The sequence below is a fragment of the Desulfopila aestuarii DSM 18488 genome (genome assembly GCF_900143695.1).
GTDB classification, from domain to species: domain Bacteria; phylum Desulfobacterota; class Desulfobulbia; order Desulfobulbales; family Desulfocapsaceae; genus Desulfopila; species Desulfopila aestuarii.
The window spans coordinates 29,362-44,693 of sequence record NZ_FRFE01000009.1; the positions used below are offsets into that span (position 1 = coordinate 29,362).

A 15,332-nucleotide genomic window follows, 5' to 3' on the forward strand; every position below is an offset into this window, starting at 1 on the left:
CTATCGGCTGGAAGGCTTGATAATTGGCACATTGTGGCAGTTAAGTTGATGCTTAGTTTCCCATCCGGGCGAATTTCTGTCAACACAAAACGTTCATATGCTCAAATAATGGTGCAGACTATTATGGAAGCTGCATTATATTTTTTCATAACCGGAGCATAGCCCCGTACGCCGCATCAGGTATGGGATAGGAGTATTCGGTCGGTTGGCTGCTATCAGTGGTTGGTGACAATTCACCGATTTTTCCCGGGCCGCTCCTTGAATTTCAAATAAATCTGTGCAGATAATAAAGGAAACGATGTAAAGCCAAAACCTCTATCTCTCTACCTCGCAAAGGAGGGGCACGATGCCAGCGCAAACAAACAATACACTCTATAATCATATCACGTCGGTGAAGAAAGGGGATCGAGTTTTCGAAAACGCCTTTCAGTGTGTCAGCCGGATGATTCTCGACAGGGATATTGAGAAAGTCGTTGTCAACGGTAAGACCACCTTCGATTTCAAGATATTTCGTGACGGCAAAAAGCATATCATCGGCATGTACGACGAGATCAACTCGTTTGTGTCGTTTGTAAAAGACGCAGCCCAAGGCGGCTCCTCCAAAGAGATGGCCTATGTCCTGGTCGGTGAACCGGGCAATGGCAAGACCTTCCTGGTGGAGTACCTTTGTGGCATGTACCGGGATTTTTTGGCGCTCCCTGGAAATCGTAAATATACCTTCCGCTTTAAAAATCTCGATAAGCTTGGCCGTTATGGGCATATCACCGCCATTGAGTCCCAGACCTATGAAGACCCGATGGTCCTGGCCATGAATCTCTTTGAAACAAAAGACGAGAGCATGAAATACCTGGCCAGAAAATACCGGGCCTCCACCAAGCTGGTCGAGGAGTGGTATGATAACTATCGGCCTCTTGGCGCGTGCTCCGCATACATCTGGAACGAGATTCGCGATTATACCGACGGTAAGATCGACGACATGCTGGAGTTCATCGAAATTGTTCCGGTGCCCCTGATAGAAAGCCTGGGCACCGTGACCGGCAAGTATCCGGCCAAAGACAAGATCACCTCTTCGGCGGTGGATCTGCTAGGGGAGGAATCGATCCAGAGGCTTCTGCACATCTCCGATACCAACAACCCCTACCGGTTCGACCTCAGGCGGGGGGCGCTGGCGCGGGTTGCTGGTGGCGGTATCCATTTTTCTGATGAGATCTACAAGAACAAAAAAGATCTGGTGCAGGTCTATCTGGGCGTCATCCAGAACCGCTCGATTGAGATTGACGGTTACAAGTGGCCGATCGATACGCTTATCATCGCCACCTCCAATAACGCCGAGTTCAACCGGTTCCTGGCGGAAAAAGAAGAGGCGCCGATTATCGACCGGTGCCGTATCTGCTACGTCTCGCACAATACCAATTACAAGCTGCAGAAAGAGCTGACGGCCTATGCCATCGGCAATGAGTCGAAGACCACGCTTACCGGCGATGTAATGCATCAAGACCCGAATCTCAATTATGCCGCCTCGGCTGCGGTGGTGTTAACCCGCCTGCCGAGGTCAGAGAAACTCACGCCCATTGAGACGATGAAGCTTGCTTCCGGCGAGGTGGCTGGAGAAAAGAGCCTCAAGACCCTTTCCGAGGTGATAGACACTCTCAACCAGGATCATGATATCACCAAACGTTTTGGTCAGAAGGGGCTCGGACAGCGAAATCTCGGCAGGACCATGCAATTGATGCTGGAATCCAGTGAAACCAATGAAGGCAAGTGCATGTTCGCGTACGATGTCTTTACGGCACTTGAGCGGATCATTCTCGATTATGTGAGCGAGGCGAATGACCGGACCAAGTTCCTGGCGGACCTCAAAATTGCCCGTGGTCTCTACCGTGAACGGATCCTTACCGAGATGTTCAATGCCTATATGGATGAGCCGCTGGCCATCCGTAAGGATGTGCTTAACTATGTCAATATGATCATCGGCATCGACGCCGAAAATCTTGGCGCCGACAAGATGTGGAAATACAAGAATCCGCAGACCGGCGAGTTGCAGGCGATCAAGATCGACGAGCGCTATATTGACTCAGTGGAAGACCGGTTGGGCCTGAAGACCAGGGAACAGAAGGATTCCTTTAGAACCTCGATCCGCAAGGTGTACGGCCAGAAGATCTCGGTCGACCCCAATTACGACTTTATGGACAACCTGGAACTCGTGAAAGCGGTCACCGATGTGCGTCTGAAATCCGATATTGCCGGGGCAGGCAGTCTGATTGGCGCGCTGGCCAACCGGACCAACGAGGAGAACCAGAAGCTCTACGACCGGATGATCGACACTATGCTCAATAAGCTCGGTTACTGCGCAACCTGTGCCCAGAAGACCATCGAGTATTTCTGTACCCAGGTTGATGAGAATTAGACGGAGGGACGGCGGATTTCCGCATTGACCATCGGGATTTATGAAAAAGCTACGCGCGCAGTATGAAGAATATAAAAGGAAAGGACTGACGCCTGAGCAGGACGCCATGATGCGCCGGGAGCTGGATATTGCCGAGAAAAAAGGTGGTATCGTCGAGCTGCAGCACAGTATGGCTGACCCAGCCCGGCCAATCTGCCTCTATGGCTATAACGATCAGCAGATGCTCATGGACAATGTCCCGGAGCGCCCGGTACTGGCAACTTCCGTCCATTCTCTTGAATATCTGCTGGAAAAGGATTCGCAACGGGAAAAAGACGGTTTTCCGCGGAAGATCCGGGTCGGCAAGATGGTCAAGCCCGGTCGGGATGGCGATGATAAGGTGGTGGTTGTTCCGACAACTGTCGAGGAAAAGCTGATTCATGATCGGATTGTCCCGCAGGATGAGGAAGAAGGCGAAGGTCAGGGCGATGGCGGGTCTGGCGAAGGTGAGGAAGGTGAGGTTATCGGCGAGCAGCCGGTTCGCCAGGAAAAGGGTAGTGAGGGGACCGGCGCAGGGCAGGGTGATGCTGGCTCCCATGAGATCGAGTCCAACGCTTATGATCTCGGTAAGGTCTTGACCGAACAGTTCAAGCTGCCAAACTTGAGAGACAAAGGCAAGAAACGTTCACTTACCCGTTATACCTATGATCTAACAGACAAAAACCGCGGTTTTGGCCAGGTCCTGGATAAAAAGGCGACCCTCAGACGTATCATCCAGACCAATATCGGTCTGGGGCGGATCCAGGGCAACAGCACCGTTGACACCAAAGACTTGCTGATGTCGCCAAAAGACCGGGTCTATCGCATTCTCTCAAAGGAGAAGGATTACGAGTCCCAGGCGGTGGTTTTTTTCGTTCGCGACTATTCCGGCTCCATGAGCGGCAAGCCTACCGAACTGGTGGTGAATCAGCATGTACTCATCTACTCCTGGCTCATTTACCAGTATGAAAAGCAGGTGGAGACCCGTTTCATCCTCCATGATACCGAGGCCAAGGAGGTGGAGGATTTCAACACCTATTACAACTCCAAGGTGGCTGGCGGCACCCAGGTTTCAGCGGCCTACAAGTTGGTGAACAAGATTGTCGAGGAAGAGAATCTGGCCAAAGATTATAATATCTACATCTTCCACGGCACCGACGGCGACGACTGGGATACCCGCGGCGACGAGGCCATTCCACAGTTAAAGCAGATGCTGAACTATGCCTCACGTATCGGCGTGACCATTGCTGAAAACGGCTATGGCATCTCCGGCCGTAGCGAGGTGGAAACATATTTGCGCAAGTCTGGCCTCTTAGAAGAGTGGCGTAATAATCTGCGGCTCGATGTGCTGAGTAAGGATGCCACCGAGACCCGGCTGATTGACGGCATTAAGAAACTCATCTCCTAATCGCACCTCAGGCGCGTGTTGCGCCTGGATCGGAATAACGTTATGGAATTGATCAGTCAACATGCCAAACGCATCATGGAAGGCTGTAAGGAGCGGGCCAGGGATGCCGGTCTCAGCTTTCAGGATGAGAGCCTTGAATATATCGTGACCAATCGTGACCTGGTGGAGCTCGGGCCCAAGAACATGATCCCGACGCTTTATGACTACTGGGTGCAGGATGTCGAGGTACTGCGGGAGCAGGGGCGTTACGAACTCTATCCCAATAACCCTTACGAAACGGTCATCAACACCCGGCCGCCCATCTCTTTTTATAACGACAACAACCCGGACTGGCTGAACGTGATGATTTTTTATCATGTTATCGGTCACATCGATTTTTTCCAGAATAACATCTATTTTCGCCACACCTGGGACTATGATTTTGCCAGCAAGGCTATTTCCGACAAACGGCTGATCGCCATGCTGCGTTCGGAGAAGGGACGCTGGGTCGATTATATTATCGAGTTTTCGAGGGCGCTGGATAATCTTGTGGGCTATTTCGAGATGTTGGGAGGGTTTAATCGAGGCGACAACCGCGACCTGACACTCCTCGACTACTACTTCGATGTCTTCCTGCAGCGAGAACAGAAAAAATCAATTACCGGCTATGTGAAAGAGATTGAACGTTACAACAGTTTCATTCGCGAGAACCATGAGCAGGGGGAGAGTCTTTTTCTTGAGACGGTGAAAAGCAAATTTACCGAGCTGGAAACTCTTTATAAAAAATACCGGGATGATACTGCCCACCGTGCCCGGATGGACATCCTCCAGTTTCTCATCGAGAACTCTTCGTTTTTGAAAAAAGAGGAGAACCGCTGGATGATTACGGTGATCGAGGTGATTCGCACCACATCGCTCTATTTCCAGCCCCAGATCCGCACGAAAATCTTAAACGAAGGCTGGGCCAGTTACTGGCATGAAGAACTGTTTTTGCGAGATGACAGAATTCGCGGGCATGAGGTGGAGTTTGCCATCGTCAATGCCAAGGTGACTTCCATGCCACGGGTAGGTCTCAACCCTTATGCCCTTGGCATGCGCCTCCTCTATTATCTGGAGGATAAGGCCAATAAAGGGAAGATGGGGCTCGATTATTTCCGCACCCTCGATAGTCACCAGCGTCGCAATTACGATACCGAGGCCATGAAAGGGCGGGAGTATATCTTTCATATCCGCGAAAACTATTCGGATACTATGTTCGTCAACTCCTTTATCGATCAGGATTTTGTCGACTTGCACAAACTGTTTGTAGCCGGCAAGAGACTTAACAAGGAGCGGATGACCTGGCAGTATTATGTGAAGAGCCGGGAGGCCACGGAGTATCGGAAGATGGTGGCCGACCAGCTTTACCACCCGCCGTCGATGAAAATTCATGTGGACGACTCGGGGACGCTGATCCTCAACCATCTGTTCGAAGGCAAGCCGTTGGTACGGGATTTTGTTGACGGGACGCTGATGGGCTTGGAGTTTTTGTGGGGTAAACCGGTTTGTCTCTATACTTCCGAGCCGGTGGTGATCAGGAGCGAAGAGGTGCCGGGGGCGAAAGAGGAGAAACCGCCGCAACAGTATACCTGGAAACGGTTCAGATATACAATGCATGACCGTAGACTCACCAGGGAACTGGTCGAGTAAGATAGCAGTAGAGACTACAGGTGGATACATGGGTGAAATGAGCAAGGCCTTGGAAAGTCTGAAGAAGCACCAGGGAAGCTGGGAGCGGCGGCCGGTCATTTCCTTTGCCGATTTTCTGCAGGAAGTGATCACGTATCCTGAGCGAAATATCCGTAATGTGTACCAGATTTATGTGGACATGATAAACGCCTTCATCTGTGAAGGAGTCGATGAATATATCAATGATGCCGAGTCAATCAACTACCTCGACTACAACTGCAACCGGCTTTTTGTCGAGGGTTCGGATCGCCCGTTTTTCGCTGACCGGCTGTTCGCGAACCGGTTGATGCGTCATGTCGACTCAGTGACTGTCGGTGCTCAGCAGAATAAAATTTATATCTTCGAAGGCCCCCACGGCAGCGGAAAATCCACGTTCTTAAATAACCTGCTCCGAAAGTTCGAGGAGTATACCAACACCACTGAAGGGGCCCGCTATGAGGTGGTGTGGAAATTAAAAGGTGAGAACTCTCACGAAGACAACTCCTTCACCGTACCCTGCCCGAGTCATGATCACCCGCTGTTGATCGTGCCCAAAGACGTGCGCCGTCACTTCTTTGACGACCTGTTTGAGAACGATGAGTTCAAGTGGAAACTGTTTACCGAGAAAAAGTATGACTGGGTTTTCCATGATGAACCGTGCACCATCTGTACCTCGATCTACCAGGGACTTTTGCGGAAATACGGCAACCCCGAGAAGATCATGGAATTTGTCTTTGCCCGGCCCTACGCCATAAGACGGCGGCTGGGAGAGGGTATTTCGGTCTTTAATCCGGGTGACAGGCCTATTCGCAATAATGTTATTCATAATGACGTTATTCAGAAGAATCTTGACCAGCTCTTTGCAGGTTCCCAGCAGGTAACTTACCTCTATTCACGCTACGCCAAAACCAACAACGGCATCTACGCCTTGATGGATATCAAATCCCATAACACCGAGCGATTGATGGAGCTGCACAACATCATCAGCGACGGTGTGCACAAGGTGGAGGACCTGGAAGAGCGGGTGAATTCCCTGCTCTTTGCCCTGATGAACCCGGAAGACCGCAAGGTGCTGACCGACCTGCAGGCTTTCTCCGACAGGATTGAATATATCAAGATCCCCTATGTTCTTGATTTAAAGACTGAAGTAGAGATTTATCGCGAGATTTTCGGTCGCCATATCGACGAGAGCTTTTTGCCCCGCGTGCTGCATAATTTTGCCCGGGTAATTATCGGCACCCGGCTGCGGACCAAATCGGAGGCGATGCTCGAGTGGATCGGCGATCCGGACAAGTATGAGGTGTTCTGTGATCGTAATCTGCAGCTCCTGAAGATGGAGATCTTTACCGGCCACATTCCTAAATGGCTGGAATCTACAGACGTAGAGGGGTTTAACGCCAAGCGCCGCAAACGGATCATCGCTGAATCGGAAAAGGATGGCTGGCAAGGGCTTTCCGGCCGTGATTCGATCAGGATGTTCAATGAGTTCTATACCAGCTTTGCTCGGGACGACAAGCTGATCGACATGTCGATGCTGATCCGGTTTTTTAAAAAATACTGCAAGGAAGACAAGGAAATCCTACCCATGGGGTTTCTCGACTCGCTTCTCAGGATGTACAATTACGCGGTACTGCAGGAGGTAAAAGAGGCGCTCTACTACTACAACGAAGAGCAGATTTCACGAGACGTCCAGAACTATATGTTTGCTGTCAATTTTGACCTTGGTTCCAAGGAAAAATGTACCTACACCGGTGAGAAAATCGAGATTAACGAAGATTTCTTTCGACGGATCGAGACCCGTCTTTTACGAAGCGAGGCGGACGCACCCGCTTTTCGCAATAATGTGCAGCGGGCCTACACCACTGGCGCGCTCACCCAGGACATCCTGCGAGACGGTCTTGACATCACCGAGACGTCTCTCTACACCCACCTCTATGAGCGGTATGTCCATAATCTGAAAGAAAAAGTTCTGGAGCCATTTTTGCGAAATGAAAACTTCCGGATGGCGATAAGGGATTATGATACCGAAAAGTTCAAGACCTATGACCGTAAGATCCGTGAGGACATCAACTTCATGTTCGAGAATCTTGAGCGTAAATATGGGTATTCACGTCAGGGTGCCAAGGAGATCTGTATTTATGTGATTGAAAACAACCTGGCCAAGGCATTTTCCGGGTAGAAGAGAGGAATGCGCATCGTTGTCAGAGACAGGATGTGGAGGGCGGCTGATATTTCAGCCGCCCTCATTCGTATTGGTTTTTCGTTGAATTGGATGGGTAGTTGAGGCAAGCAGAGGATGTAATTGTTAACTCCCGACTTGTGTTTTGTGTGTTACCCGACTCATCCTTGCTGCTTTAGAAGTTTTTCATAAGTGGCAGGACCTCATTGCATACACCTCTGAAAGGTTGTTTGCTTCCGCAGTTTTGCCGAAATGATAGGGATCATTACCGTAAGGTTAAACAGGCACGGAGTAATCAGTAATCTGGTGGGCTACTGCTATGCCTATATAGATCACCCAGAGAATAAGGCCGACATGCAGTACATCATTTTGGGAAAACCAAAGACCTTTTCCTCTTGCCCACAGTTTTTCTGTAAGACCCAGGTTATCATACATACAATACATGATGCTGGTGAGAAGCAGCAGAGCCCAAGTGCCAAGAAGAACGAGATCCATCTGGCTGCCGAACATATAATACCGTGAGCCATTTATAAGAACCGTGAGAAGGTATACCGGGACAGAAACCCAGACCATCACATTGAACGTGAGCCATGATTTAATCGGGACCAGCGCTCCGACAAGGATCATGAGACAATATACCACTGAGCTGAGCAGTGCATAACCCAAGAGTATGTTGAGTACTCTTCCACTGGTGCAGGAATAGGCAACCGCAACGAGCATTGCGTTGACACTCACCTGCTGAAGCATGAGGTAGACCACTTCCCACCAACTCGTCCAGCTGCACTTGGAACGCCCCCGACATTTGATCTCAAAAGCAAATGCCTGGTAGCTGGTGCCGGCAAGAAGCGCACCGATCCCCCATAGTATAAGTGAAATACCCCACCAGAGACGAGAAAGCTCGCTACCTCGAATCAAGAGAAAGTAGATGCCGATACCAGTGGTTAGAACGCCAAGCAGGTAGACAAAAAACGTTGAGGTCGGCTGGGTCAGAATGATTTCCCGCGAAGCGATGTTAACCCTCATGCACGGTTGTTTCTCGCACCAGTTCTCAGGCGTCAGCTCTTGATCGCTATATTCGATCGACTTCAAGCGACTGAAACGAAATAAGACTATCTTACGCATTTTCCCTGATAGCTCCTGTTGCACAATTCAGCATCAGATACACTACCTTTTCAGGCGTAAAGAATCTCAGAGCGTAATGGCAAGCAAACTCTTTTGCTTGTTGTCGGGCGCAGGCGGAATGAGCACGAATTTTCCCACATGCTTCTTCTCTGTAAACTCCCGCTGAGCATCAACAATGCGATCAAGCGGAAAGGTTTTCGCAAGAAGTGGCCGTATCTCGCCTTTTTCAATATATGAAATGAGATGAGGAAAGACGGGTTCATCCCAGGCCGTGCATCCGATCAGGGTCAGGTCTTTGAGGTAAAACGTGCGCATATCAAGGGTCACGAGAGGTCCACCGATAGCACCTGAAGACACAAACTTCCCACCTCGTTTTAAGACTTCCAGCATCTCACCAAAGGCAGTCCCGCCAACGTTGTCGACAACGACATCAACAGATTTTTCGCCAAGACTGGCAACAATGTTTTCACCGCGAGCGATAACCCGATCGGCCCCTATTGACTTTACCTGGGAAAGTTTTTCCTTACCCGCTATGGCTGTTACCGTTGCCCCACGACGTTTGGCAAGCTGCACAACAGCGGACCCGACACCACCGGATGCCCCGGCAACTAATACATGATTACCACGAGACACTTTTGCACGATGGAGCATATTTTCAGCAGTCCCATAGGCACAAGGTATTGTACCAAGTTCAGCATCGCTCCAGTCACAGTTTACTGGAAAAACCTCTTCGGCGGGTACTTTCACAAATTGCGCAAATGCACCATCAAAATCTGAGGCCATCCAGATATTTTCGAGGCTTTCCCAGCCAGAACTTCGCATGCAGGCCCGCACCAGTACACGCTGACCAATCATGCTTTCATCTCCACCCGGAGCGACAGTGACGACTCGCCCGCAACAGTCGGTTCCTTGAATAAAGGGAAATGGCGTTGATTCATTCCATCCACCATCTGCCTGCTCTTTGGCCTTTTCTTTCTCCTCAGCCGTCAGAGCTTCTGTTCCGGCAGTGACCTTGCTGGAGTACCAACCAAGACGGGTATTGATTTCAGTGTTATTTACTCCAGCGGCAAGAACCTGGAGCAGGACCTCACCTGAAGCTAATGTTGGAATCGGAACATCCCTATATTCGAGCTCCTCATATCCCCCATTACCATTGGTGACAACCGCTTTCATTGTTACTTTACACCCTTTGATATCAAACCGATGTTTTTGCGGAATCGCTTCTCGTTGGTCTGTCATGCCATCCTCTGTCTTTTCTAAAAGATCAGCCTGCAATGATTTTTACCTGAACAATGCCAGAAATATTATGCTGCAGCCCGTTCTTCAAGGAGATTATCAAGCCAGTCAGGATCCATCTCTGGCACCGATGAAAGAAGGAGCTGTGTATAATCGTGGTGGGGTGGTTTAAGAATCTCACTTTTTAGTCCTTGCTCAACTATACGCCCTTTGTACATAACAACAATTTCATCAGCGATAGCTTTAACCGTAGCGAGATCATGGGTAATAAAGAGATAGGATATGCCGAGTTCATTTTGCAAACGCTGCAGCAGATTTAAAATCCCCTCCGCTACGAGCTGATCAAGTGCCGATGTTACTTCATCACAGATGATAAGATCGGGGTTAGCGGCAAGAGCCCTGGCAATACATATCCGCTGTTTTTCTCCACCTGAAAGTTCAGCAGGATAGCGATCAATATAGCTTTCTGGAAGCTCTACCATGCCGAGGAGTTCTTTTACTCTGGCAGTGACTTCTTTTCCCTTCATGCCAAAGTAAAAAGAGAGCGGACGGCCAATGATCGTCTTTATTTTTTGGCGGGGGTTGAGCGCCACATCCGGCATCTGGTAAATCATCTGCAGGCGTCGCAGACATTCTCGATCCCGTGACGCGAGATCTGGTGAAAGCCTCTCTCCGCTAAATGAAATCTGGCCTCCCCTGGCAGGAAGCAGGCCCGTGACAATCCTGGCAACGGTCGTCTTGCCACTTCCTGATTCTCCGACAACCGCTACTGTTTTACGACGCTTCACCCTGAGGTTAATATCTTGCACAATATTGACGCCCTTTTGGTATCCAGCTGAAACGCCGTTAATGTCGAGAATTACGTTGGGGTCTTTTTCGTTGCGGATTTTTTCCTCCCCAAGTGACCTGACAGCCAGAAGCCTTCGGGTATAATCTTCTTTAGGATTATCCAGCATCTGCCTTGCATCCCCAGCTTCTATAAGATTGCCATGTCGCAAAACCATTATGCGATCGGCAAGCTGGGCAACCACTGCAAGATCATGAGTGATATAAATAGCCGCGGTATTGAGTTCTTTAATAACATCTTTAATGGCTACCAGTACCTCGATCTGTGTTGTCACATCAAGCGCAGTGGTTGGTTCATCAAAAATAATAATATCAGGATCGGTGGCCATTGCCATTGCCACCATTGCTCTTTGCAACTGCCCCCCTGATACTTGATGGGGGTAGCGAAAGCCAATATTCTCAGGGTCGGGAAGATCCAATCTGCGAAACAGGTCAATGGCCTTTTCGACCGCTTCAGTATAGGACATAATCCCATGCTGAACCGGACCTTCTGCAAACTGGTCAATGAGTTTATGGGCCGGGTTAAATGATGCTGCTGCGCTCTGCGCTACATAGGAAATGCGTGAACCGCGTAGTTCGATTACTGATTGTTCTGGTGCATCAGTCAGGCTTAACCCGTCAAAATGAATTGATCCAGACGCAATCCGACAGCCCGTCTGGGTATACCCCATGGCTGCAAGGCCGAGTGTGGATTTCCCTGCCCCGGATTCACCGATAAGGCCCAGCACCTCACCCCGCATCAATTTCATATCCATATTTTTGACGATGGAACTCCACTTTTCACCGTCAAAACCTTCAATGTTCAGTTGCTTGATATCAAGTAGTGGCTTTTGTTTGTTAATGTCATGAAGTGCTACCATGAGACGTGTCCTCTTTTTCTAATTTACCGATATCGCTACGTTCGTAACAGACTGCTTCGGTTGAGCATCCAGTCAACTACCAGATTGACCCCGATGGTCAGGATGGCAATAGCTGCCGCAGGATACATGGGTGAATAGATGCCAAACGAAATTGCGCCGGCATTCTCTCTGACCATGGATCCCCAGTCTGCTGTGGGTGGTTGAATACCCAGCCCAAGAAAACTCAATGAACTAATGAATAAAAATACAAAGCAGAAGCGAAGACCAAATTCAGCAATCAATGGTGGCAGTGCATTTGGCAGAATCTCATTGCGCATAATCCACCACAACCCTTCACCTCGTAAGCGGGCAACTTCAACAAAATCCATTACCTCAATATCCATGGCCACCGCTCTGGACACGCGAAAAACTCTGGTCGAATCAAGTATGGCAATAACGCCAATCAGCGTGGGAATTGACGTGCCCATAACTGAGAGCACCATGAGTGCAAAGATGAGTGTAGGAAAAGCCATGATAATATCGACTAACCGACCGATCGTCTGATCGACCCAGCCGCCCATCGTAGCTGCCAGCAGGCCACAACTGCAGCCCACGACAAATGAAAGAAAAACGATGGTCAGAGCTATGGAGATGGTGTTCCTGGCTCCATAGACGACGCGGGTTAACATATCCCGCCCTAGCTGGTCGGTGCCTAACATGTGCTCGGAACTCATCGGTGCCCATACGTCACCAACGAGTTCTGTTTCACCGTATGGCGCCATCTGAGGAGCCAAGAGTATGGTGAGCAGGTTAAGTAAAATTATCACCATGCCGATTTTTGCGCTTAAAGGTGCTTGCTGTATTAACGTGAACATTGGGTGGAGCTACTCCTCACCGTGGGTTTCTCAACTTTGGGTTGCTGAGCATTGATAAAACATCCGCAGTCAGATTTAAAAAGACATAGGTGGCCGCAAATATTAAGCCGCTGGCCTGAACAACTGGTAAATCTCTTTTTGAAACTGCATCGACCAGTAACTGACCGAGCCCGGGGTAAACAAACACAACCTCGACAACCACTACTCCCACAACAAGATAGGCCAGATTTAAGACCACGACATTGATAATTGGAGACAGAGCATTTGGTAAGGCGTGCTTGACGATTATCCGTTTACGACCTATGCCTTTCAGTTTTGCCATTTCTATAAATGGGCTGGATAGGACATTGATAATCGCAGCTCTGGTCATTCGCATCATGTGGCCAACGACGACAAAGGCAAGGGTCAGGCAGGGGAGAAAAATGGCGTGCATCTTCTGGAAAACAGACATCTGATCGTTAATGTTGCTGATACTTGGAAAGAGAAAAATCTGAACCGAGAGGAGTGCTATGAGGATGTACGCCACAAAGAATTCCGGCAGAGAAATTGCGCTTAATGTGACCATTGAAATGCATTTATCAAACCAGGAATCGCGGTAAATTGCGGCAAGAAGACCAAGAATGATCGCAAGCGGAATGGCAAACAGTGCCGTTGCCCCAGCCAATAATAAACTGTTGGCGAATCTCCAGCCGATAACCTCCGCGATAGGGCGTCCGTTGGCAAGTGATTTGCCAAGATCGCCATGGACAAAAGCATTTATCCAGGCAAAGTAACGTTCATGTGCAGGGAGATCCAGTTTCAGTTCCGTTCGAAAAGCCTGTATCGTTTCCGGGGTGGCATTTTGTCCTAAAATCGCTTCGGCAAGGTCACCAGGCAAAGCTTCCACTCCGACGAAAATCAACAGGGAAATCGCAAAAAGGGTCAACACACCGAATACGATGCGTTTTGTGATCATTGCAGCAAGTTTATTCATAAAGCAGAGGCTCAGTCTTACTCTAGGGACAGAAACGAACGGAGGAATTCCAGAGTAAGGAATCCCTCTGTTATTTCAGGCTCTAAATTTGACCTCACCTAATAAAAATGAAGGGTCCTGAAGACAATCCTGAAGACCGAAAGCGGGACTAGGATTTAAACCACCATCTCTCAGGAGCCCTGAGCCCATCGAGTTCCCAGTTAGCGGATACCGGGCCATGGGCTATTTTGTCTGATGTTGCTGCAAGATCTGCCGCAAACATTGGTACAACCACACCACCATCATCTCGAACAATGCTTTGCATTTCGACATACATGGCGCGACGTTTAGCTTCATCGAGTTCAGCTCGGGCGGTCACAAGCAATTCGTTAAATCTGTTATTCTTCCAGGATGTATCATTCCAGGCAGCATCGGCCGCATATGCCGTGCTAAACATCATATCTTCAGTTGGGCGTCCACCCCAGAACACTGCACACCATGGCTTTTTCATCCAGACATTGGACCAGTAGCCATCATTTGGCTCCCGGACCACATTGATAGTAATTCCAGCTTTGGCAGCGGTTTCCTTGTAGATGACGCCTGCATCGATCGCCCCGGAAAAAGCGGCTTCGGAAGTGTGAAAATCAAAAGAAGCATCTGTAATTCCAGCCTTCTTTAAATGAAACTTGGCCTTATCCGGATCAAACTGGCGCTGAGGAAGTTCCGATGCGTGATAGCGGTTAGCCGTACTGATCGGGTGATCATTACCGATGGAACCGTAGCCGCGCAGGATGGTCTCGAGCAGTTTTTCTCGATCCACACCGTATTTCAGTGCCAGCCGCACATCATTACTGTTGTAGGGAGCTGTGTCACACTGCATGGCAAAGGTATAATGCTTAAATCCGTTTTGTCGGATTATCTCAATACCTTTCATTTTCTTGAGAAGATGGACCGTTTTCAATTCGCACCGGTTCATAATGTCGATCTGGCCGGTTTTGAGCGCATTGGTCCTGGCATTTACATCATTGATACCGAGAGTTTCCACTTCATCAAAAAATGCTCTATCACTTTTGAAGTAATTGGGATTTTTTGTAGCGAAAGCACGAACACCCGGCTCATATTGCTGGAGAATATAACCTCCACTGAAAATACCGTCTGTAAAATCACTCGTCGCCGGAGCGATAATAAGATGGTAATCGCTCAACAGAAATGGAAAGTCAGCATTGCCACTTTTCAGGACTATCGAGATGGTATACTTGTCTTCTTTTTTAATCTCTTCGATGGAGTCGACAATGACCTTGGCAGCTGATTTTGTGTCCTCTCCCCTGTGGTGATTAAGGGAGTGAATGACATCATCGGCATCCATTGTCTTACCATTATGGAATTCTACTCCTTTCCGGAGTTTGAAATTCCAGATTCTGGCATCGGGTGAGCTCTCCCAGCTTTCGGCAAGCTCTGGGATTGGTTTATTTTCATGATCGATCTCTACCAGACTGTTTCCCAGTTGCCCATTGATCAGGATCTGGTTCATCATATCCGTACTGGCCGCCGGATCGATAGTATCGGTGGTAGACCCGCCGGAAATGCCGATTCGCAGACGGCCACCGCGACGAGGCTCGTCACCGGCGAATGCGTTTGATGCGAATATTGATTGGGAGAATGCTGCTGTTGCACCAAGTGCTGCGGCTTGGGCAATAAACTCTCTTCGTGAAACTTTCCCCTCTGAAAGCAGTCTCTGCAACAGTTCTAATCCAACCATAGATT

10 protein-coding genes are annotated in these 15,332 nt (G+C 49.2%); 4 read left to right on the forward strand and 6 right to left on the reverse strand.

What is annotated here, in order from left to right; all coding sequences use genetic code 11:
* The first annotated feature begins 346 nt into the window (after positions 1-346).
* The 4 genes from BUF15_RS10525 to BUF15_RS10540 are packed head-to-tail and all read left to right on the forward strand — an operon-like array spanning position 347 to position 7,698.
* A complete protein-coding gene (locus BUF15_RS10525) occupies positions 347-2,407 on the forward strand; it encodes a serine protein kinase (protein WP_073613443.1) in 2,061 nt (686 codons plus the stop codon).
* A gap of 40 nt (positions 2,408-2,447) precedes the next feature.
* Positions 2,448-3,833, forward strand: a complete 1,386-nt coding sequence (locus BUF15_RS10530) for a DUF444 family protein (RefSeq protein WP_073613444.1) — start codon at positions 2,448-2,450, stop codon at positions 3,831-3,833.
* Between the two features lie 42 nt (positions 3,834-3,875).
* Positions 3,876-5,501 (forward strand): SpoVR family protein, encoded by a 1,626-nt coding sequence (locus tag BUF15_RS10535; protein WP_073613445.1) that lies wholly within the window; start codon positions 3,876-3,878, stop codon positions 5,499-5,501.
* A gap of 28 nt (positions 5,502-5,529) precedes the next feature.
* Positions 5,530-7,698: a serine protein kinase PrkA gene (locus tag BUF15_RS10540; protein ID WP_073613446.1), complete on the forward strand. Its 2,169-nt coding sequence runs from the start codon at positions 5,530-5,532 to the stop codon at positions 7,696-7,698.
* Between the two features lie 276 nt (positions 7,699-7,974).
* On the opposite strand, the gene BUF15_RS10545 is transcribed toward BUF15_RS10540, so the two are convergent.
* The 6 genes from BUF15_RS10545 to BUF15_RS10570 all read right to left on the reverse strand — a co-directional run bounded on the left by BUF15_RS10545 (position 7,975) and on the right by BUF15_RS10570 (position 15,327).
* Complete coding sequence (locus BUF15_RS10545; RefSeq protein WP_073613447.1) at positions 7,975-8,820, reverse strand: hypothetical protein; 846 nt, start codon at positions 8,818-8,820, stop codon at positions 7,975-7,977.
* 66 nt (positions 8,821-8,886) lie between these two features.
* Positions 8,887-9,993 carry an alcohol dehydrogenase family protein gene (locus BUF15_RS10550; RefSeq protein ID WP_073613571.1) on the reverse strand — a complete coding sequence of 369 codons (1,107 nt, stop codon included), beginning with the start codon at positions 9,991-9,993 and terminating at the stop codon, positions 8,887-8,889.
* A 131-nt stretch (positions 9,994-10,124) separates the two neighbouring features.
* Entirely contained in the window at positions 10,125-11,762 is a 1,638-nt protein-coding gene (locus BUF15_RS10555) for an ABC transporter ATP-binding protein (protein WP_073613448.1), read from the reverse strand.
* Between the two features lie 35 nt (positions 11,763-11,797).
* Entirely contained in the window at positions 11,798-12,616 is an 819-nt protein-coding gene (locus BUF15_RS10560) for an ABC transporter permease (RefSeq protein ID WP_073613449.1), read from the reverse strand.
* 16 nt (positions 12,617-12,632) lie between these two features.
* The gene (locus tag BUF15_RS10565; protein ID WP_073613450.1) at positions 12,633-13,589 is read right to left on the reverse strand and encodes an ABC transporter permease; all 957 of its coding nucleotides are present in this window, start codon (positions 13,587-13,589) and stop codon (positions 12,633-12,635) included.
* Positions 13,590-13,737: 148 nt separating this feature from the next.
* A complete protein-coding gene (locus BUF15_RS10570; protein ID WP_073613451.1) occupies positions 13,738-15,327 on the reverse strand; it encodes an ABC transporter substrate-binding protein in 1,590 nt (529 codons plus the stop codon).
* Between the last annotated feature and the right edge of the window lie 5 nt (positions 15,328-15,332).

Coding starts and splice junctions, on each gene's coding strand:
- BUF15_RS10525 (WP_073613443.1), top strand. CDS start 347: ATGCCAGCGCAAACAAACAATACACTCTATAATCATATCACGTCGGTG.
- BUF15_RS10540 (WP_073613446.1), top strand. CDS start 5,530: ATGGGTGAAATGAGCAAGGCCTTGGAAAGTCTGAAGAAGCACCAGGGA.
- BUF15_RS10570 (WP_073613451.1), bottom strand. CDS start 15,327: ATGGTTGGATTAGAACTGTTGCAGAGACTGCTTTCAGAGGGGAAAGTT.
- BUF15_RS10530 (WP_073613444.1), top strand. CDS start 2,448: ATGAAAAAGCTACGCGCGCAGTATGAAGAATATAAAAGGAAAGGACTG.
- BUF15_RS10555 (WP_073613448.1), bottom strand. CDS start 11,762: ATGGTAGCACTTCATGACATTAACAAACAAAAGCCACTACTTGATATC.
- BUF15_RS10565 (WP_073613450.1), bottom strand. CDS start 13,589: ATGAATAAACTTGCTGCAATGATCACAAAACGCATCGTATTCGGTGTG.
- BUF15_RS10560 (WP_073613449.1), bottom strand. CDS start 12,616: ATGTTCACGTTAATACAGCAAGCACCTTTAAGCGCAAAAATCGGCATG.
- BUF15_RS10545 (WP_073613447.1), bottom strand. CDS start 8,820: ATGCGTAAGATAGTCTTATTTCGTTTCAGTCGCTTGAAGTCGATCGAA.
- BUF15_RS10550 (WP_073613571.1), bottom strand. CDS start 9,993: ATGAAAGCGGTTGTCACCAATGGTAATGGGGGATATGAGGAGCTCGAA.
- BUF15_RS10535 (WP_073613445.1), top strand. CDS start 3,876: ATGGAATTGATCAGTCAACATGCCAAACGCATCATGGAAGGCTGTAAG.